This window comes from Ensifer sp. NPDC090286 (genome assembly GCF_044769565.1).
Taxonomy (GTDB): domain Bacteria; phylum Pseudomonadota; class Alphaproteobacteria; order Rhizobiales; family Rhizobiaceae; genus Ensifer.
This window is the reverse complement of record NZ_JBIVYF010000007.1, coordinates 178,657-197,252: the sequence shown is the minus strand read 5'-3', so window position 1 is coordinate 197,252 and position 18,596 is coordinate 178,657. Positions and strand designations below refer to the sequence as shown.

Sequence of the window (18,596 nt, the reverse complement as noted above, 5' to 3'; positions counted from 1 at the left end):
AACGTGACCGTGGGAGGTTAGCCGCTTGGCGCTCAACGACGATATCGTGCTTCTGTCCAACGTGCCGCTGTTCGCCGATATCAGCGAGGACAAGCTGAGGCTGATCGCCTTCGGCGCGGAACGACGCCGCATCTTCAAGGGACAGGAGCTGTTTCGCGAGGGCGCGCCGGCCGATTGCGCCTATGCAATCGCCAGCGGCAGCCTGTCCCTGTCGAAGGTCAGTGTCGATGGAGCCGAGACGGCGGTCTCGACGGTCAGCCGGGGGGCGCTTCTGTCGGAACTGGCGCTGATCTCGATGGTCGAGCGCAAGTTCACGGCGACGGCCGAGGAAGACAGCGAAGTCATTCGCATCAATCGGCCGCTCTTCCGCCGCATGCTCGAGGAATATCCTGAAGTGGCCGAGCTCGTCGAAGCGCGCATCCGCGAAAACCTGCAGGCGATGATCCGCCGGGCCGGCGCGCTCGCCGGCCGTTTTGCCTGAACCGCGCTCCGGTTTCCCGTTACCACCGATACTTCAGCGAACCGAGCACCGTGCGGCCCTGGCCGAAATAGCAATAGCCATCGGTGCAGACCTCTTCGCGACGGTCGCCGAGATTGGTGGCGCTGACGGCGAGCGACAATCCGTCGAGTTCGGGGTTCTTGACGCCGAAGTCATAGGCGACCGAGGCGTCGAAATAGACGGCGCCACCGTTCTTGGCGGTGTTGGCATCGGACGTGTAGGAGCTTGACGCCAGCCGTACGCCGCCGCCGAGGCTCAGGCCCGCAAGCTGTGACGATGCGACATGGCGCGGCTTCGTCGACGGCACGTTGCCGATCAGCGACGGATCGACGTTTCCGGTGATTTCGGCGTCGTTGTAGTTATAGGCGGCGATGAAGCTCAGGCCGTTGTCGAACTCCCGGCGTCCTTCCACCTCGAAACCGTTGGTCGTCACCTCGCCGGCCGACTTGTAGTAGTAGCCGACGGGAAGGGACGGGTCGGACACATATTGCGGCGCGCCGCTTTCGACGATCCGGTAATAGGCCGCGCTCAGCGAATAGGCTTCGCCTTCCGGCTGGTACTTCACGCCCAGTTCGACCTGCTCACCCGTCGTCGGATCGAGCACGCGGCCATCGGCTGAAAGCTCGGTACGCGGCACGAAGGAGGTGCTGTAGCTGGCATAGGGCGCAATGCCGTTGTCGAAGAGGTAGAGCAGGCCCGTCTGTCCGGTGAGTTCGCCATCGTCCTTGCGATCGACGACGCCGGTGTTCTTGTCGGTGCTGGTCTGCTCGACCCAGTCGTAGCGAAGGCCGCCGACGGCGCGCCAGTTGCCGAATTCCAGCTTATCCTGGACATAGATGCCGGTCTGACGCAGATCCCGCCCGCTGAAGCTGGTCAGGGCTGGCGTCGGCCCGCCGACGCCGAAGGTCGGGTTGTTGAGATCGAAGCGATAGGCCGGATCGACGGCGCCGAAGCCGAGGCCGAAGTCGGAGGTGATCCAGGTGTAGTCGAGGCCGGTCAGCAGTGTGTGCGAGACCGCACCGGTGTCGAAGGCGGCTTCGAGCTGGTTGTCGATCTGGTAGGCGCGCTGGTCGTCCTTGATGGCGACGGGCGAGCGCTCGAAGACGCCGGGCGCCACCTCTGTCCCGAACTGCAGGTAACGGGCCTTCAAATCCAGATCGCTGACGCGGCCGTGCTGGCGAAAGGTCAGGCCGTTGTCGAATTCGTGCTCGAACTTGTAACCCGCCTGGACCTGGCCGACCTTCTGGTAGTCGTAGTCCGGGTCGCTATAGCGCAGCAACCGGCCGTCATGCTCGAGCACGCGCGGGCTGGCGTCGCTTTCGCCCTTCTGCCCGAGGCCGTAGACGGTCAGCGACGTGCCTTCGTCCGGCTTCCAGGTGAAGGAGGGCTGCAGCAAGTAACGGTCGTCGGCAACGTCGTAATTGGTCTCGCCGTTTCGCAGAAGCCCGACGATGCGGTAGAGGACGTCGCCCTCGGCCGTTACCGGCCCACCGACATCGAAGGCGGCCTGGGCGCGGCCGATCGTGCCGTATTGCAGCTCGACCTCGCGGTGGGTCTCCTCTTCGGGCATCTTCGAGATGCGGTTGACGATACCGCTGACGCCGGCAGCACCATACATGACCGAGACCGGACCTTTCAGGATCTCGATCCGCTCGAGGCCATAAACCTCCGTCGGGAAGGTGCCGTAGTTCATGTAGGGCTGGCGCAGGCCGTCACGGAAATCGCCGGTCGTCGTCGTCTCGAAACCACGGATATAGATCTGGTCGAAGCGCGGATCGAAGCCGAAGGCGCCGGTGGTGACGCCGGCGGCATAGCGCGTTGCCTGGATCATGTCCTGCACGCCGCGCTCTTCGAGTTCCTTGCGCGTGACGACCGAGACCGAGCGGGGCGTTTCGATCAGCGGCGTGTCGGTCTTCAGCGCCGAGACGTTGCGTGTCGGCACGATCGTGTCATTGTCCTCGGCGATCGTCACGGCCGCCTTGCCGGCCGTCGCTTCGATCTTTTCCAGGCGGGTGGTCTTCTGGCTTTCGGCCGATTGCGCATGGGTCGCTGTCGGCGAAAGGATCACGGCGACGACGCCTGCGGCCAGAACTGTGGTTGCGGAGAGCGTGCGGCGCGAGGCGCGCAGGAAGGTGATCTGCAAGGTCTTCGACATGTCTGGCCCTCTTGCGGGCGCACGAAAACCTTCCGGCAAAAGCCAGAGCAAAGCACCCGACTATCCGAGCGGGACGACATCCCGCTCTCACTTTTGAGAATCGATCACGGCCATGATTGTGGGCCGAACCGACCCGCAATCATCGTGATCTCGTGAAAATGGCAGCCAAGTGGCTGCCGGAGGCGGTGTCCCCGCTGCCCGACAAGAGGGATAGTCCGTTTGGAAATGCGCATCAAGAAAAATATGATTCTTTTAGTCATGTTTTTCTTGATGAAGCGGTGGGCGCCGGAGGCGCGTGCCGCCGCCCGGAAAATGATGTCCTAGATGTCGAAGTGCGCGATGACCGGCACGTGGTCGGAGGGGCGCTCCCAGCCGCGCGCTTCCCGCAGGATGTCGACGTTCTTGAGCACCGGCGCGAGGTCGGCAGACGACCAGATATGGTCGAGCCGGCGGCCACGGTCGGCGGCCTCCCAGTCCTTCGCCCGGTAGCTCCACCAGGTGTAGAGCTTGGTTGGGGATGGCGCGTGCTGGCGCATCAGGTCGACCCAGCCGCCGCCGTTCATGACCGTGGTCAGACCTTCGGTCTCGATCGGCGTATGGCTGACGATCTTCAGGAGCTGCTTGTGCGACCAGACGTCGTGTTCCAGCGGCGCGATATTGAGGTCACCGACGAGGATCGAGGAAATGCCGGCTTCGGCTTCCGCGTGCAGCAACTTCATCTCCTCGACGAAATCGAGCTTGTGACCGAATTTCGGGTTGATGCTGCGATCCGGCTCGTCGCCGCCGGCCGGCACGTAGAAATTATGCAGCCGGATCTTCTTGCCGCCGGCCTCGAAGACGACCGAGAGGTGGCGGGCGTCGCCGACGCCGCAATAGTCGCGCCGGTCGCTAAGCTCATGCAGCGGCAGGCGCGAGATCGTCGCCACGCCGTGATAGCCCTTCTGGCCATGCATCTCGATATGATTGTAGCCGAGCGCCTTCAAGGGCTTGGAGGGAAACTGGTCGTTCGGGCACTTGGTTTCCTGCAGGCAGAGGATATCGGGCTGCCAGGTCTTCAAGAGATGCTCGACCAGCGGCATGCGCAGGCGAACGGAGTTGATGTTCCAAGTGGCGACGGAAAGGGCCATGCGTCATTCCCTGATCGGCTGGGGCCGGACGCTTGCGAAGGGAAGGCCGGCTCGGGATGGATGTTTGACCCGAGCTTTAAGCAGGTCCGGCGCGCCGGGACAAGGAATGGAGGGGAGGCAAGGCATGAAAAAAGGCCGCACCACTGGAGGGCGGCCTCATCTCGACAAATCCAGCGATTGAGCTTGCTCAGCCGCCCTTCTTGTTGCGGACCTCGTCATAGGGGATCTGGAAGACCTTGTCGTCCAACGCCATGCCGGTCTGGACGTTGAAGATCATCACCGAGGTGTCCTTCTTCTGGGCGTCGGTGATTGTCCACTGGCGCAGGTCGTAGGTCTTCGGGTCGAACATCATGGTGATGGTCGAATCGCCGAAGATCGAGCGGTCGCCGAGCACGATGGTGATGAGGTCGGACTCTTCCTTGACGCCACGCACCATCTTGCCCGTCAGGTCGATCCGCTCGCTCAGCAGCAGATTGAGCGGTGTCTTCGACAGCGGATAGATGTCCCAGGTCTTGAGCTTCATGTTGCCGATGACGACGGACTTGCCGTCGGCGATGACGCGCATCGGCGAGGGAGCCTCATAGTTGAAGCGGATGCGGCCGGGACGGCGGATATAGAACTTGCCGCCGGTTTGCTCGCCGCGCGGGCCGAACTGCACGAATTCGCCAGCCATGGTCTTCACCGACGAGAAATGGTCGGCGATCTTCTGGGCTGCGCTCGGGGCCTGCGCGAAGGCCTGGCCGAGGTTGAGACCGGTGCCGCCGATGCCGCCAAGTGCTGCAAGCCCGCACACGAAGAGGCGGCGCGACATCACCGGGTGGTTGCGCTCGCCAATCTTAGTCTCTGTCATCTCGGTCTCCTTCATTTACGAATCATCTGGAGCGCAAGTGCGGCGCCTTCAAGGCGCCATTTTCGAGCTTTTTCGCTCGCGCTCTCACATGACTGTTACCGGTTTGGCCCTTTATGCGGGGCCTCTGCCCGCATCCGCCGGGCGTCTTTTCTTTCAATGCCTTCGCTTGACGCGAATCTGCTGGAATCGCCTTGCCGGCCGCTGGCTTACTCTTCGGTCGGAACGAGGATCTCGCGCTTGCCGGCGTGGTTCGCCGGGCCGATGATGCCTTCCTGCTCCATGCGCTCGATCAGCGATGCGGCACGATTGTAACCGATGCCGAGGCGACGCTGCACGTAGGACGTGGAGGCCTTGCCGTCGCGCAGAACGACGGCGACCGCCTGGTCGTAGGGATCGTCGGAATCGGCGAGATTGGAGGTGCCGGCCGGGCCGCCGCCCTCGCCATCCTCGTCGTCATCCTCGGTGATGGCATCGAGATATTGCGGCACGCCTTGCGTCTTCAGATAAGCGACAACCTCTTCGACCTCGGTGTCGGAGACGAAGGGGCCGTGGACGCGCTGGATGCGGCCGCCACCGGCCATGTAGAGCATGTCGCCCATGCCGAGCAGCTGTTCGGCGCCCTGCTCGCCAAGGATGGTGCGGCTGTCGATCTTCGAGGTCACCTGGAACGAGATGCGCGTCGGGAAGTTCGCCTTGATCGTCCCGGTGATGACGTCGACCGAGGGGCGCTGCGTCGCCATGATGACGTGGATGCCGGCGGCGCGGGCCATCTGCGCGAGCCGCTGCACGGCGCCTTCGATGTCCTTGCCGGCGACCATCATCAGGTCGGCCATTTCGTCGATGATGACGACGATGTAGGGCATCGGCGCCAGATCGAATTCTTCCGTCTCATACATGGCTTCGCCGGTCTGGCGGTCGAAGCCTGTCTGCACCGTGCGGGTGATCTGTTCGCCCTTGGCAAGCGCCTGTTCGACGCGGCTGTTGAAGCCGTCGATGTTGCGCACGCCGATCTTCGACATCTTCTTGTAGCGCTCTTCCATCTCGCGCACCGTCCACTTCAGTGCGACGACCGCCTTCTTGGGGTCGGTCACGACCGGCGAAAGCAGGTGCGGGATACCGTCATAGACGGAGAGTTCGAGCATCTTCGGGTCGATCATGATCAGGCGGCACTGATCGGGGCTCAGCCGATAGAGCAGCGACAGGATCATGGTGTTGATCGCGACCGATTTGCCGGAGCCGGTGGTACCGGCGACGAGCAGATGCGGCATCTTGGCGAGATCGGCAACGACGGGCTCGCCGCCGATCGTCTTGCCGAGCGCCATGGCAAGACGGGCCTTGGAGGTCTCGAAGTCGCGCGAGCCGATGAGTTCGCGCAGATAGACGGTTTCGCGCCGCTGGTTCGGCAGTTCGATGCCGATGGCATTGCGGCCGGGAACGACGGCGACGCGGGCCGCGATCGCGCTCATCGAGCGGGCGATGTCGTCGGCAAGGCCGATGACGCGGGAGGACTTGATGCCGGGCGCTGGTTCCAGTTCGTAGAGTGTAACGACCGGGCCGGGGCGAACGTGGATGATCTCGCCCTTGACGCCGAAGTCTTCAAGCACGCCTTCGAGCATGCGGGCGTTCTGCTCGAGCGCATCGGGCGAGAGCGAGGCGTCGCGGCTGACATTCTTCGGCTCGGCTAGGAAATGCATCGGCGGCAGCGTGAAGTCGCCGTCGTTGTCTTCGACGAAGGAGCGCTGGGCTTCGCGTTCGATCCGCTGGCCGGTCTTCGGGCGGGGACCAGGCGTGACGACGCGCGAGCCGCCCTTGGGCAGGCCCTGCTTCGGCGGTGCCGCCTTCGGTGCCCAGTCGGCAGCCGGATCGTAGTCTTCGTCGTCGGGCAGAATGCCGGCGGGGCGGCGCTCGTCGATGTCGAAGGGCATGTCGTCATCCTCGTCGTCGGCCATGATCGGCGGCGGGGTGAGGATGCGGCGCTCGGAGCGGTCGAGCGAGGGCTCGATGCGGTCGCCGGCGGCCATCGGCTTCGGCCGGGCGGGCTCGTTCAGCGTGCCGAACTCGTCGTTGTTGAAATCATAGGGCTCGTCGTACTGGCGCTTGGGCGTGGCGCGGGTGCCGCTCATGCCGAAGATGCGGCGCATGCGCGCGTGCATGGTGTAGCGCATATGGGCAAAGGAGCCCATCAGCAGGGTGAAGGGGCCTTCGCTGTCGTCCTCGTCCAGCTCGTCGCGCACGGTGCGCGCCTTGCTCGGCGTCGGCTCGGCGATTTCCTCTTCCTCCTCCTCGTCGCTGACGCCGATCAGGCCGGCGCTATAGACCAGGCACCAGGCGGCGGGAACGGCGAAGATACAGGCAAGAATGGTCGCAAGCGTGCCGGTCGGGAAGGCGCCGGTAAAGAGCGCCGGGAAACGCAGGATCATGTCGCCGAAGACGCCGCCGAGGCCGTTGGGCAGCGGCCAGGTGATGGGGGCGGGAACGCAGCTGAGTGCTGCACCGGCAAGAACGGAACCGACGAACCAGAGACCGATGCGCTTGAAGACTTTGTCGAAACGTTTGCCGCCGATCAGCACCAGAGCCCAGGCGACGGCCGGCAGGAGGGCGACGACGCTGGCCAGCCCGAAGAACTGCATGAAGATGTCGGCAAAGGCAGCGCCGGTGTAACCAAGCACGTTGGTCGGCGCTTGTGACGTGGCGTAGGAGAAGCTTGGATCGGCGACATTCCACGTTGAGAGCGCTGCGACGGCCAGCGCCAATGCGCCGAACAGCGCAAAGCCCGCCAGCGACGCGATCTGTCGCCAAACGAAGGTGGTTAGCACGAACCGGTTGGAACGGCTGTCAAGCGCTGCCGGATTGCTTCTGCTCATGTTGCCTGCTGCCCGTCTCGATCTTCACGGCGCATTGCGCGCCATGGAATCAACCTAAGCGGTGTACGGTTAATGCGACATTAACCATGCGTAGTTGGCGCTAAAATAGCAGTCGCAGCCGGACCGATCGGCACGAAAAAGGCCCGGAGCTTCCGATCCGGGCCAAGAGCGATCCGCGTGGGGCGGATCGCGACGGGACTGTAGACGGCGCCGGACTGCCGGCGCCGCGATCCGCTTAGCTGTGGTAGGCGGCTTCGCCGTGCGACGAGAGGTCGAGGCCCTCGCGTTCGGCTTCGACGGAGACGCGCAGGCCGACGATCGAGTCCACCAGCTTGTAGAGGATGACCGAGACGACGCCGCACCAGACGATGGTGATGGCAACCGCGGTCAGCTGGGTCATGAACTGGCCGCCCATGGTGACGCCGTCGGCATAACCGATGCCGCCGAGCGACGAGGAGGCGAAGATGCCGGTCGCAAGCGCACCGAAGAAGCCGCCGACGCCGTGGACGCCGAAGACGTCTGCGGTGTCGTCATAGTGGAACTTGTTCTTCACGACCGAGACGAAGAAGTAGCAAAGCGGCGAGACGAGCACGCCCATGACGATCGCGCCCATCGGGCCGGCAATGCCGGCGGCCGGCGTGATGGCGACGAGGCCGGCGATCATGCCCGAGGCTGCACCCAGCATCGAGGCCTTGCCGCGGGTGATGGTTTCGACAACCGACCAGGAGAGGACTGCGGCTGCGGTTGCAAGGAAGGTGTTGACGGTTGCGAGAACCGCGCCGCCCGAGGCTTCGAGGTTGGAGCCGGCGTTGAAGCCGAACCAGCCGAACCAGAGCATGGCAGCACCGACCAGCGTCAGCGTCATCGAGTGCGGTGCCATCATGTCACGGCCGTAGCCGGTGCGCTTGCCGACCATGATCGCGCCGATCAGGCCCGCAACGCCGGCATTGATGTGAACGACGGTGCCGCCGGCAAAGTCGAGGGCACCCATGCCGAAGAGCAGGCCGTTGCTGTCCCAGACCATGTGGGCGATCGGGAAGTAGACGAAGGTGGCCCAGAGGATGGAGAAGAGCACTGCGGCCGAGAACTTGATGCGTTCGGCAAACGCGCCGACGATGAGCGCCGGCGTCAGCGCCGCGAAGGTCATCTGGAACAGCATGAAGATGTATTCCGGAATGACGACGCCTTCGGAGAAGGTTGCCGCCGTGCTCTCACCGGTGACGCCGGCAAGGAACATCTTGGCGAAACCGCCGAAATAGGGGCTGGTCGAGCCGCCGAAGGCGAAGGAGTAGCCGTAGACGACCCAGACGATCATCATCGCCGCGCCGATCACGGTGCACTGCATCAGCACCGACAGCATGTTCTTGGCGCGCACGAGGCCGCCGTAGAAGAGTGCGAGGCCGGGGATCAGCATGAAGAAGACGAGAAGCGTCGAGAAGAACATGAAGGCGGTATCGGCCTTGTCCGGGACCGGCGCTGCGGCGGCTGCAGCCGGAGCTGCTTCCTGTGCGAAGGCGATGGCCGGCGCAAGCAAGGCGGCGCCGAGTGCGCCGAGGCGTCCAAGAGAGGTGGTAAGTTTGCTGGATGACATCGAGAAGTGCTCCCTGAACGGCGTGATTTACAACGCTTCTGAATCGGTTTCGCCGGTGCGGATGCGCACGGCATGGTCAATGGCGTAGACGAAGATCTTGCCGTCGCCGATCTGGCCGGTCTTGGCGGCTGCGGCGATCGCTTCAACGGCCTTGTCGACGAGCTCCGAAGGGACGGCGATCTCGACCTTCAGTTTCGGCAGGAAGCTCACGGCATATTCGGTGCCGCGGTAGATTTCGGTATGTCCCTTCTGGCGGCCGTAGCCTTTGACTTCGGTCACGGTCAGGCCCTGGATGCCGACAGCAGTGAGGGCTTCGCGAACCTCATCGAGCTTGAACGGCTTGATAATGGCCATCACAATTTTCATCTGGTTTCATCCTTGTTCGCCTCCGGCGGAGGCCGTCTCTCCTTGCTGCGGAGCGCCCCAAGCGCCGTGCAACCGAACCATGACATTCAAGGGGCGTGCCAGATTCGGATGGCTGTCTTAAGTGGATGAAAAGAAATAGAAAAAAAGAAAGCCGCAGCACGAATGCTGCGGCGCATCAAAAAATCGGCACTTTAGAAGATTAAAAAATAGGCAGAATGAAACTTCTGCTTATTTCCTATTCAGATGCCTTTTTCCGGATCAGCCCTTCCTGGGCGACGGAGGCGATCAGTACGCCGGAACGCGTAAAAAGGCTGCCTCTGGTCATCCCGCGGGCACCATGTGCACTCGGACTGTCCTGGGTATAGAGCAGCCAGTCGTCCATCTTGCAGGGGCGGTGGAACCACATGGCATGGTCGAGGCTTGCGACCTGCAGGTTGCGGTCGAAGACCGAAGTGCCGTGGGCATAAAGCGAGGTGTCGAGCAACGTCATGTCGGAGAGATAGGCAAGGATCGCCGCCTGGATATGGCGCTCGTCCGGAACGGTGCCCACCGCCTTGACCCAGACATCCTGGATCGGTTTGCCGTCGTCGCGGGTGAAATAGTGGTGAAACGAAGCCGGGCGGATCTCGATCGGCCGCGGCCGTTCCCAGTAACGCCGGATCGCTTCGGGCGCATGAACGAGGAACTTTTCCTTCAGTTCCTGCTCGCCCGGCAGCGTCTCGGGCATGGCGAGATCAGGCATGTCGATCTGGTGGTCGAAACCGTCCTCGTCGTACTGGAAAGAGGCGGACATCGAGAAGATCGCCTTGCCATGCTGGATGGCGACGACCCGGCGGGTGGCGAAGCTCGTACCGTCGCGGATGCGGTCGACTTCATAGATGATCGGCACCGACGGGTCGCCTGGCCGCATGAAATAGGCGTGCAGCGAGTGGACGAAGCGGTCCGCATCCACGGTGCGCTGGGCGGCGACCAGTGCCTGGCCGATCACCTGGCCGCCGAAGACCCGCTGCCAGCCGACCTGCGGGCTCAATCCCCGAAACAGATTTTCCTCGAGTTTTTCGAGATCGAGAATGGCCAGCAGCGCATCCATGGGGGTGGCGGTCTCGGTGGGGCGCGACATTTCGGCTTTCTCCGATGGTAGGAACGTCGATGGCATTGATCTATATAGACATAAAACGATGCTCAAGTGCGACGGAGAAAGCCGATGCTCGATGTCTTGATTGCCGGTGGCGGCTATGTCGGCCTTTCGCTCGCGGTGTCCTTGAAGAAGGCGGCGCCGCATCTCGACGTGATGGTGATCGACGGCGCGCCGGAAGATGCCTGGAAAAAGGACCAGCGCGCTTCCGCCGTTGCGTCCGCGGCCGAGCGCATGCTCGACGTGCTCGGCGTCTGGGATGAGATCGCGCCGGAGGCCGAGCCGATCCGCCGCATGGTGATCACCGATTCGAAGGCGGCCGATCCGGTGCGCCCCGTGTTCCTGACCTTCGACGGCGACGGCGGCGAGGGACGTCCCTTCGCCCATATGGTGCCGAACACGGCGATGGTCGGTGCACTGCGCCGCGCCTGCGAGGCGCTCGTCGTCGTCAATCGCCAGTCGACCATGGTCGAGAGCTTCAAGAGCGGCGACCATGCGGTGGCCGTGACGCTTGCCGGTGGTGAAGAGCTGCAGGCCCGTCTTCTGGTCGCCTGCGACGGCGTGCGCTCGAAGCTGCGCGATGCCGCAGGCATCAAGACCGTCGAGTTCGACTATGGCCAGTCCGGCATCGTCACGACCGTCGAGCACGAGCGGCCGCACGAGGGCACGGCGGAGGAGCACTTCCTGCCGGCCGGGCCGTTTGCCACCCTGCCGCTCAAGAACAACCGTTCGTCGCTGGTCTGGACCGAGCGCACCGAGGACGCCGAACGCCTGGTCAAGGGCGACGATTTCCTGTTCGAGGAAGAACTGGAGCGGCGCTTCGGCCACAAGCTCGGGCACCTGAAGGTGGTCGGCGGCAGGCGGGCATTTCCGCTCGGGCTGACGCTTGCCCGTGATTTCGTCAAGCCGCGCTTCGCGCTTGCCGGCGACGCGGCCCATGGCATCCACCCGATCTCGGGGCAGGGGCTCAATCTCGGCTTCAAGGACGTGGCAGCGTTGGCCGAGACCATCGTCGAGGCGGACCGTCTCGGGCTCGACATCGGCTCACTCGCGGTGCTTGAGCGCTACCAGAGCTGGCGGCGTTTCGACACGTTCCGCATGGGTGTGACGACCGACGTGCTCAACCGGCTGTTTTCCAACGACATCACCCCGGTCAGGATCGCCCGCGATTTCGGCCTCGGCCTCGTCGATCGCATGCCTTCGCTGAAAAGCTTCTTTATCCGCCAGGCGGCCGGTATTGCCGGAGACGCGGATCCGCGGCTGCTGTCTGGCCAGCCGATCTAGGCTTGTGTGGTTTGGAGTTTGACCCTCTCCTCGGGTTTAACCTGAGTACTGGCCCTCTCCCTGCAAGGGGGGAGTGGCCGGCCGGATGAGGGGCAGCTGAAACGCGACGTTCGAGGGGCCGACTCGGCCCTCAATCCTCGATCTTGCGGGCTTCCGAGATCAGCATGATCGGCACGCCGTCGCGGATCGGATAGGCGAGGCGGGCCTTTTCCGAGATCAGCTCGCCCGCTTCGGCGTGATAGCTGAGGCGCCCCTTGGTCAGCGGGCAGACGAGCAGTTCGAGCAGTTTCGGATCGACCTTGCTGGCGTTGATATCCATTGTCCGTCGCTCACTGCAAAATGCTGTCCATATCGCCGAAGTCGCGCGCGAGCACGATCTCGGTGATGGCGATCAGGGTTTCGGCACGGGTCTTGAGATCGGGCGCTTCGAGCAGCGCCTGTTTCTCCGCCGGACCATAGGGCGACATCATCGCCATGGAATTGACCAGCGTGCGGTTGCTCGCGCGCTCGACGCTTTCCCAATCGGCCTTCAGCTTGTTGGCTTCGAGATAGGCCTTGAAGGCGGCCAGCAGTGCTGCCCGGTCGACGAGGGTCTCGTCGTCGCGATTTTCGAGGTCGGCGGCAAAGGGGCCGATGCGGAAGCGGCGGTAGCCGCGGGTGGCGCCGACTTCCGAAAACAGCCGGTAGCGGCACACGCCCGTCAGCGAGGTGATGTAGCGGCCGTCGCCGGTCTCGGCAAAGGAGGTGATGCGGCCGATGCAGCCGACCTCGCAGAGCGCCTGCATCGGGCCTGTGGCGGTGTCGTTGCGACCTTCGCAGAAGGACGGTTGCACGATGCCGATCAGCCGGTTGCCGGAAAGCGCGTCGTCGAGCATGGCGAGGTAGCGCGGCTCGAATATGTTGAGGGGAAGCTGGGCGCCGGGAAGCAGCAAGGCACCGGTCAACGGAAACACCGGAATGATCTCCGGCAAGTCCTTCGGACCGAGATAGCGTGCATTTCCGACGTGCATTTCCGATAGACCCTGCCGGTATTCGCTTTGCCCCGCCAAGGAAGCGCGGTCAACCAGATCAAAAGATGGTGCGCTGCTTGAAAATCTCAAGGGACGAGCCTGTCGATCTTCACAGGTGAAGATGGATCGTGATCGAATCCGCTTACGAAAAGGGGCGCCGACGCGCCCCTTTCAAAAAACATGTCTGCCGGTTCAGGAGAACAGGATCGACGAGAGCTTGCGCCGGGCAGCGATGGTTGCCGGATCCTTCGGGCCCCAGACCTCGAAGAAGGAAAGCAGCTCGCGCCGCGCGCCGTCGTCGTCGTAAGCCCGGTCGCGCTTCATGATCGTGAGCAGATGGTCGGCCGCAGCCATCCGGTCGCCCTCGACGTTGCGGATCTTGGCGAGCAGCACGCGCGCCTCGTGATCATCGGGGTTTGCGGCGAGGCGCCGTTCGAATTCGTTCGGATCGCCGAGCTTGCGGGCTTCCTCGATCTGGTCGAGCTTCTTGCCGAGGGCGGCAATGCCGGCGTCCTTGGCAAGATCTTCCGGCAGGCTGGACAGCGCCTCGCGGGCTTCGGCGAGCTGGCCGAGCGCGATCATGCAATCGACCATGCCGGCAATCGCAATGACGTTTTCGGGATCGGCCTGCAGCACGGCGCCATAGAGGCCGGCGGCGTTCTCGGCGTCGCCAGCATCGATCAGCGCCTTTGCGTCGGCGAGAACCGCTTCGATCTCGGCCTTGCTGTCGTCGACGGCGGGGCCGGCGATCTTTTCAATGAACTGCTTGATCTGGCTTTCCGGTACCGCACCCATGAAGCCGTCGACCGGGCGGCCGCCGACGAAGGCGATGACGGCGGGGATCGACTGGATGCCGAGCTGGCCGGCGATCGAGGGATGATCGTCGATGTTCATCTTGACGAGCTTGACGCGGCCTGCGGCTTCCGTGACCACCTTTTCGATGACGGGGGTCAGCTGCTTGCAGGGACCGCACCAGGGCGCCCAGAAATCGACGAGAACCGGCTGCTGCCTGGAGGCTTCGAGCACGTCCTTGGTGAAGTTGGCAGTGGTGGTTTCCTTGATCAGGTCGCCGCCCGACGCGGCCGCCGGCGCCGGCTGGCCGAAGGAGGCCGAGGCCGTCATCTGAGTGCCGAAAGACCCTGCATAGGGATTGTCGCTGCCCGTCATTCTTCTCTCCTCGCCGGCTCGTCCGCCAGCTTACTGCATTCGCGCCAAAGATCGTATGTCAGGCCGTGACTTTCAAGACAAGCGGTTCGTGTCCGGTCGCTTCCATGAAGCGCAGAAGATCCTTTGAAGCGATCGCGGTCGTGGCGTCGTTGGAAAGCGGATGGCAGTTGACGATATCGAACGTCATCAGCGCTTCGTCGAGGATGACCTTGACGTTGCCCCCGGTGTCGTTGATCGCGCCGAAGGCGGTCACCGCACCCGGAATGACGCCGAGATATTCCATCAGCTTCTCCGGCTTGCCGAAGGACACCTTGCTGGCCGCGCCGATCACCTGGTGCACCGTCTTCAGGTCCACCGTCGCGTGCTCCTCGACGGTCAGCAGGAAATAATTGTCCTTTTTGTCCTTCACGAAGAGGTTCTTCGTGTGACCGCCGGGCATCTCGTCGCGAAGCGCCACCGATTCAGCCACGGTGAAAACCGGTGCGTGGGTCTTCGTCTTATGCTCGATTCCAAGTCCATCGAGAAAATTGAAGAGGTCTTCGGCGGTTTTCGGCTGTGATTCACGCATGATTCTCATCCCTTGGGCACTCGTTTCGTCTCAGCTTTAGGGGAGAAGCCCGTCAGGACGCAATCTCACAGGCGGCGAGGCCAGCCGAAAACGCGGCATTTCCGGGCTTTGCGAGGGGTCTCCCAAAAAATATTCGATTTCTCGTCATTTCCCTGTTGCATTCCAAAATCGCTTAGGCCATATACCGCCCGTCGCCGCAAGACAGCGCCGACGCCACGGTCCACCGACTACCCCCGGACCTTGGATGATGAGCGGGTGTAGCTCAGGGGTAGAGCACAACCTTGCCAAGGTTGGGGTCGGGCGTTCGAATCGCCTCACCCGCTCCAATTTCTCCCAACCACTTCATTTCACAGCCATTTCTGGAATGAAACGGCATTTGCCATCAGGCATTGCATGCGCCGTTAGTGCGAGTCCGTACCATGTGGTTCGGACCGCCGAGACGGCTCCTTTGCGTTTTGCCTTTGTTGGTGAAGCCGGCTGGCGCTTTCGCGCTCAGCTCTTCATGAACACGTAGTCCGTTTCCTGCCGGCGGGTCTCGCCGGGACGCAGCACCGCGTTCGGGAAGCCGGGATGGTTGATCGCGTCCGGCCAGACCTGGGTTTCCAGGCAGAAGCCGGCAAACGGGCCATAGCGGCGTCCCTCGAGACCGGGGACGGGAATGTTCAGCTTGGCGCCGGTATAGAGCTGCACGCCGGGCTCGGTCGTCAGCACTTCCATCGTGACGCCCGAATCGATGCTGCGGGCAAGCGCCACCGAATGTTTCGCCATGCGTTCGTTCGAAAGGCAGAAATTATGATCGTAGGCGACGCGCTCGCCTTCGGTCTGGCGGCTGAGCCGCGTCATCTCCCTGAGATCGAAGGCGGTGCCTTCGACGGCAAGGATCTCACCCGTCGGCACCTGGCGTTCGGTGGTTGGCAGATAGTGGTCGGCGGCGATCATGATGTCGTGGCCGAGGGCGTCGGCGCTGCCGTCGAGATTGAAATAGCTGTGCTGGCAGACATTCGCGAGCGTCGCTCGGTCGGTTTCGCTTTCGTAGACGACGCTTAAGATCCCGCCGGGCTTTAGCTGGTAGGTGCAGGTAACCTTGCAATTGCCGGGATAGCCGGCGCGACCATCCGGGTCGGTAATGGCGAGCGTGACGCTGTCGGGCGTGTGCCGAACGATCGTCCAGTTGCGCTTGCCGATATTGTCACTGCCACCGTGCAGATGCGTGACGCCCTTCTCGTTCAATTCGAGCTGGTAGGCCTCGCCATCGAGCGTGAAGCGGCCGTTGCCGATGCGATTGGCGCAACGGCCGGGCGTGGCGCCGAGATAGGGCGAATGGGCGAGATAGCTTTCGAGATCGGTGAAGCCGAGCACCAGCGGCGGCTCGTGGCCTTCCAAGCGCAGGTCCTGGATCACCGAACCCCAGGTGAGCACATGCGCGGTGAGGCCGCCACCGGAAAGCACCACACGATGGACCAGCTCGCCGGATGGCAGGTGGCCGAAGATTTCCGTGTTCTGATGCATGTTCACCGCTTACTCCCCTCTTCGCGATCGCAGCAACCTGCGTCATTTCAAAGAGCGCGGCAACTGGAATTCTCACTGCATGTGCCGTTAAATCGTCTCTGGTGCGGGTACGAAAACATGCAAGCCATTCAAAGCGCTACGGCGACCGTGGCGGCTGTTCAAAGGCACACGGCGCTCAAGATTTTCGTGGCGCGTTCAACGCGACAGCTGCTTGGTCGCATCCTGCAGGCCGGCGAGCGTCAATGGAAACATCCGCCCCTCGAACAGGCTCTTCACCATGCCGATCGATTGGGTGTAACTCCAGTGCTGTTCGGGCACGGGGTTGATCCAGATCGAGCGCGGAAAATGCGCCGTCAGACGCGAGAGCCAGAGGGCGCCTGCCTCGTCGTTCCAGTGCTCGACCGAGCCGCCAGGGTGGCTGATCTCATACGGGCTCATCGAGGCGTCGCCGACGAAGATCGCGCAGTAGTCGCCGCCATAGGTGCGTAGCACTTCGGTCGTCCGGGTGATATCGACGCGCCGGCGGCGATTGTCCTTCCACAGGCCCTCGTAGACGCAGTTGTGGAAGTAGAAATGCTCCATGTGGCGGAACTCGCTGCGGGCCGCTGAAAACAGCTCTTCGACGATGCGGATATGATCGTCCATCGAGCCGCCGATGTCGAAGAACATCAGGAGCTTCACGGCATTGCGACGCTCGGGCCTTGTCACCACGTCGAGATAGCCGTGTTCGGCGGTGGCGCGGATCGTGCCACCGAGATCAAGCTCGTCGGCAGCACCCTGGCGCACCCAGCGCCTCAGGCGCTTCAGCGCCACCTTGATGTTGCGCGTGCCGAGTTCGACCGTATCGTCGTAGTCCTTGAACTCGCGCCGGTCCCAGACCTTGACGGCGCGGCGGTGGCGCGACTGGTCCTGGCCGATCCTCACCCCCTCGGGATTGTAGCCATAGGCGCCGAAGGGCGAGGTGCCGGCGGTGCCGATCCATTTCGAGCCGCCCTGGTGCCGGCCCTTTTGTTCCTGCAGCCGCTGGCGCAAGGTCTCCATCAGCTTGTCGAAGCCGCCAAGCGCCTCGATCAGGCGTTTTTCTTCCTCGCTCAGATGCTTCTCTGCGAGCTTGCGCAGCCAGTCCTCGGGGATGACGGCCTCTTCGCCCGCCTCCATCGGGTTGACGGCTTCAAGACCGGAAAAGCAATGCTGGAACACCCGGTCGAAGCGGTCGATATGGCGCTCGTCCTTCACCAGTGCCGTGCGCGCCAGATAGTAGAAGGCCTCGACGTCGAAGGTGGCGATGCCCGCCTCCATCCCCTCGATCAAGGACAGGAATTCCCGGAGCGTGACCGGGACCTTCGCCGCCTTGAGTTCGAGGAAGAAGGGAATGAACATCTGACCTCAGCTTTTCCCGGCGCCGATCTCCGCGACATCATACGGCGTCGTCTGGTACATCTCGTTGATCCAGTTGCCGAAGAAGAGATGCGCATGACTGCGCCAGCGGTTCTGCGGCGGCAGGGTCGAATCGTTGTGCGGGAAGTAGTCGTGCGGCATCTTGATCGGCACGCCCGCATCCACGTCGCGGAAGTATTCGTCCGACAGCGAGGTCGAATCATACTCCACGTGGTTGAACATGTAGAGCCGGTTGCCCTTCTTCTCGTGCACCAGGCAGACGCCCATCTCCTTCGATTCCATCAGGATTTCGAGGCTCGGCACCTTGTCGATGTCGGCGCGGCGAACCTCGGTCCAGCGCGAGACCGGGACGGCGAAATCGTCGGAGAAGCCGTTGAGGTAGACGGAGGAGCGATTGAGGTTCTGGTGGCGGTAGACGCCGAAGGCCTTTTCCTTCAGCGCATACTTCGGCACGTCGTGGAAGTGATAGATCGCCGCCATCGCGCCCCAGCAGACGTTGAGCGTCGAATGCACGTTGGTCTCGGTCCAGTCGAGGATGCGCTTCAGTTCGTCCCAATAGGTGACGTCCTCGTATTCCAGCGTCTCGACCGGCGCGCCGGTGATGATGAAGCCGTCGAACTTGCGGCCCTGCACCTCTTCCCAGGTCTCGTAGAAGGAGAGCAGGTGATCTTCCGAGGTGTTCTTGGCCCGGTGAGCGCCGATGCGCACCAGTGACAATTCCACCTGCAGCGGCGAGGCGCCGATCAGGCGCGCCATCTGGATCTCCGTCTTGATCTTGTTCGGCATGAGGTTCAGGAGCCCGATCTGGAGCGGGCGGATATCCTGACGGATCGCCACGGTCTCGGTCATCACCCGCACGCCCTCATGCACGAGGGTTTCGAAGGCGGGCAGCGTATCGGGAATCTTGATGGGCATGGGCTTCCACTCGATCAATACAAAAAAACCGGCGGCGATTGATCGCGACCGGTCCTCGGAAATCCAACTTTCCTCGGCCCTTTAGCGACTTGTTTAACGTGGCTGCAAGCCGGCCGGCCAAATCACCACGGGGAATTTGATAGCGCGAGTGGGCCGCG

Annotated in this window: 16 protein-coding genes, 1 tRNA gene and 1 riboswitch; of the genes, 3 read left to right on the top strand and 14 right to left on the bottom strand. The window is 63.0% G+C overall.

The window, feature by feature from the left end; all coding sequences use genetic code 11:
- Window positions 1-25 precede the first annotated feature (25 nt).
- Window positions 26-481, top strand: coding sequence for a cyclic nucleotide-binding domain-containing protein (locus tag ACIQUG_RS29875; protein ID WP_402325864.1), 456 nt, complete (start codon window positions 26-28; stop codon window positions 479-481).
- A gap of 19 nt (window positions 482-500) precedes the next feature.
- On the opposite strand, the gene ACIQUG_RS29870 is transcribed toward ACIQUG_RS29875, so the two are convergent.
- From ACIQUG_RS29870 to tesB, 7 genes are all read right to left on the bottom strand, one after another.
- Window positions 501-2,654: a TonB-dependent siderophore receptor gene (locus ACIQUG_RS29870; RefSeq protein ID WP_402325862.1), complete on the bottom strand. Its 2,154-nt coding sequence runs from the start codon at window positions 2,652-2,654 to the stop codon at window positions 501-503.
- 320 nt (window positions 2,655-2,974) lie between these two features.
- Window positions 2,975-3,781, bottom strand: a complete 807-nt coding sequence (locus ACIQUG_RS29865; RefSeq protein ID WP_402325860.1) for an exodeoxyribonuclease III — start codon at window positions 3,779-3,781, stop codon at window positions 2,975-2,977.
- A 187-nt stretch (window positions 3,782-3,968) separates the two neighbouring features.
- On the bottom strand, window positions 3,969-4,631 hold the full coding sequence (locus tag ACIQUG_RS29860) for an outer membrane lipoprotein carrier protein LolA (RefSeq protein ID WP_402325858.1): 663 nt from the start codon (window positions 4,629-4,631) through the stop codon (window positions 3,969-3,971).
- A 206-nt stretch (window positions 4,632-4,837) separates the two neighbouring features.
- Entirely contained in the window at window positions 4,838-7,495 is a 2,658-nt protein-coding gene (locus ACIQUG_RS29855; RefSeq protein ID WP_402325857.1) for a DNA translocase FtsK 4TM domain-containing protein, read from the bottom strand.
- A gap of 235 nt (window positions 7,496-7,730) precedes the next feature.
- On the bottom strand, window positions 7,731-9,086 hold the full coding sequence (locus tag ACIQUG_RS29850; RefSeq protein WP_043624874.1) for an ammonium transporter: 1,356 nt from the start codon (window positions 9,084-9,086) through the stop codon (window positions 7,731-7,733).
- 27 nt (window positions 9,087-9,113) lie between these two features.
- Entirely contained in the window at window positions 9,114-9,452 is a 339-nt protein-coding gene (locus ACIQUG_RS29845; protein ID WP_034802765.1) for a P-II family nitrogen regulator, read from the bottom strand.
- A 235-nt stretch (window positions 9,453-9,687) separates the two neighbouring features.
- A complete protein-coding gene (tesB, locus tag ACIQUG_RS29840; protein WP_043624878.1) occupies window positions 9,688-10,572 on the bottom strand; it encodes an acyl-CoA thioesterase II in 885 nt (294 codons plus the stop codon).
- Window positions 10,573-10,656: 84 nt separating this feature from the next.
- On the opposite strand from tesB, the gene ACIQUG_RS29835 reads away from it, so the two are divergent.
- Window positions 10,657-11,871, top strand: a complete 1,215-nt coding sequence (locus ACIQUG_RS29835) for a ubiquinone biosynthesis hydroxylase (protein ID WP_402325855.1) — start codon at window positions 10,657-10,659, stop codon at window positions 11,869-11,871.
- A 130-nt stretch (window positions 11,872-12,001) separates the two neighbouring features.
- On the opposite strand, the gene ACIQUG_RS29830 is transcribed toward ACIQUG_RS29835, so the two are convergent.
- The 4 genes from ACIQUG_RS29830 to ACIQUG_RS29815 form a co-directional block, all read right to left on the bottom strand.
- Window positions 12,002-12,190 carry a Trm112 family protein gene (locus ACIQUG_RS29830; RefSeq protein WP_192451013.1) on the bottom strand — a complete coding sequence of 63 codons (189 nt, stop codon included), beginning with the start codon at window positions 12,188-12,190 and terminating at the stop codon, window positions 12,002-12,004.
- A 10-nt stretch (window positions 12,191-12,200) separates the two neighbouring features.
- On the bottom strand, window positions 12,201-12,881 hold the full coding sequence (locus ACIQUG_RS29825) for an LON peptidase substrate-binding domain-containing protein (protein WP_043626121.1): 681 nt from the start codon (window positions 12,879-12,881) through the stop codon (window positions 12,201-12,203).
- A gap of 192 nt (window positions 12,882-13,073) precedes the next feature.
- Window positions 13,074-14,048, bottom strand: a complete 975-nt coding sequence (gene trxA, locus ACIQUG_RS29820; RefSeq protein WP_402325853.1) for a thioredoxin — start codon at window positions 14,046-14,048, stop codon at window positions 13,074-13,076.
- A gap of 58 nt (window positions 14,049-14,106) precedes the next feature.
- Complete coding sequence (locus ACIQUG_RS29815) at window positions 14,107-14,616, bottom strand: prolyl-tRNA synthetase associated domain-containing protein (RefSeq protein ID WP_082006222.1); 510 nt, start codon at window positions 14,614-14,616, stop codon at window positions 14,107-14,109.
- Between the two features lie 251 nt (window positions 14,617-14,867).
- Between ACIQUG_RS29815 and ACIQUG_RS29810 the strand changes: the two genes are divergently transcribed.
- A tRNA-Gly gene (locus ACIQUG_RS29810) sits at window positions 14,868-14,942 on the top strand.
- A 166-nt stretch (window positions 14,943-15,108) separates the two neighbouring features.
- Here the strand turns inward: ACIQUG_RS29810 and ACIQUG_RS29805 are convergent.
- From ACIQUG_RS29805 to metA, 3 genes are all read right to left on the bottom strand, one after another.
- Window positions 15,109-16,125, bottom strand: coding sequence for an aldose epimerase family protein (locus tag ACIQUG_RS29805; RefSeq protein WP_402326061.1), 1,017 nt, complete (start codon window positions 16,123-16,125; stop codon window positions 15,109-15,111).
- Between the two features lie 195 nt (window positions 16,126-16,320).
- Window positions 16,321-17,505, bottom strand: a complete 1,185-nt coding sequence (locus tag ACIQUG_RS29800; RefSeq protein WP_402325852.1) for a VWA domain-containing protein — start codon at window positions 17,503-17,505, stop codon at window positions 16,321-16,323.
- A gap of 6 nt (window positions 17,506-17,511) precedes the next feature.
- Window positions 17,512-18,438, bottom strand: a complete 927-nt coding sequence (gene metA / locus ACIQUG_RS29795) for a homoserine O-succinyltransferase (RefSeq protein WP_043626110.1) — start codon at window positions 18,436-18,438, stop codon at window positions 17,512-17,514.
- A 61-nt stretch (window positions 18,439-18,499) separates the two neighbouring features.
- Window positions 18,500-18,577: riboswitch (SAM riboswitch) on the bottom strand.
- Between the last annotated feature and the right edge of the window lie 19 nt (window positions 18,578-18,596).

Excerpts from the sequence above, each read along its gene's own strand:
- ACIQUG_RS29825 (WP_043626121.1), bottom strand. The coding sequence starts at position 12,881 with ATGCACGTCGGAAATGCACGCTATCTCGGTCCGAAGGACTTGCCGGAG.
- ACIQUG_RS29855 (WP_402325857.1), bottom strand. The coding sequence starts at position 7,495 with ATGAGCAGAAGCAATCCGGCAGCGCTTGACAGCCGTTCCAACCGGTTC.
- ACIQUG_RS29835 (WP_402325855.1), top strand. The coding sequence starts at position 10,657 with ATGCTCGATGTCTTGATTGCCGGTGGCGGCTATGTCGGCCTTTCGCTC.
- ACIQUG_RS29830 (WP_192451013.1), bottom strand. The coding sequence starts at position 12,190 with ATGGATATCAACGCCAGCAAGGTCGATCCGAAACTGCTCGAACTGCTC.
- ACIQUG_RS29815 (WP_082006222.1), bottom strand. The coding sequence starts at position 14,616 with ATGCGTGAATCACAGCCGAAAACCGCCGAAGACCTCTTCAATTTTCTC.
- ACIQUG_RS29800 (WP_402325852.1), bottom strand. The coding sequence starts at position 17,505 with ATGTTCATTCCCTTCTTCCTCGAACTCAAGGCGGCGAAGGTCCCGGTC.
- ACIQUG_RS29865 (WP_402325860.1), bottom strand. The coding sequence starts at position 3,781 with ATGGCCCTTTCCGTCGCCACTTGGAACATCAACTCCGTTCGCCTGCGC.
- ACIQUG_RS29860 (WP_402325858.1), bottom strand. The coding sequence starts at position 4,631 with ATGACAGAGACTAAGATTGGCGAGCGCAACCACCCGGTGATGTCGCGC.
- ACIQUG_RS29870 (WP_402325862.1), bottom strand. The coding sequence starts at position 2,654 with ATGTCGAAGACCTTGCAGATCACCTTCCTGCGCGCCTCGCGCCGCACG.
- ACIQUG_RS29845 (WP_034802765.1), bottom strand. The coding sequence starts at position 9,452 with ATGAAAATTGTGATGGCCATTATCAAGCCGTTCAAGCTCGATGAGGTT.
- tesB (WP_043624878.1), bottom strand. The coding sequence starts at position 10,572 with ATGTCGCGCCCCACCGAGACCGCCACCCCCATGGATGCGCTGCTGGCC.
- ACIQUG_RS29850 (WP_043624874.1), bottom strand. The coding sequence starts at position 9,086 with ATGTCATCCAGCAAACTTACCACCTCTCTTGGACGCCTCGGCGCACTC.
- trxA (WP_402325853.1), bottom strand. The coding sequence starts at position 14,048 with ATGACGGGCAGCGACAATCCCTATGCAGGGTCTTTCGGCACTCAGATG.
- ACIQUG_RS29805 (WP_402326061.1), bottom strand. The coding sequence starts at position 16,125 with ATGCATCAGAACACGGAAATCTTCGGCCACCTGCCATCCGGCGAGCTG.
- metA (WP_043626110.1), bottom strand. The coding sequence starts at position 18,438 with ATGCCCATCAAGATTCCCGATACGCTGCCCGCCTTCGAAACCCTCGTG.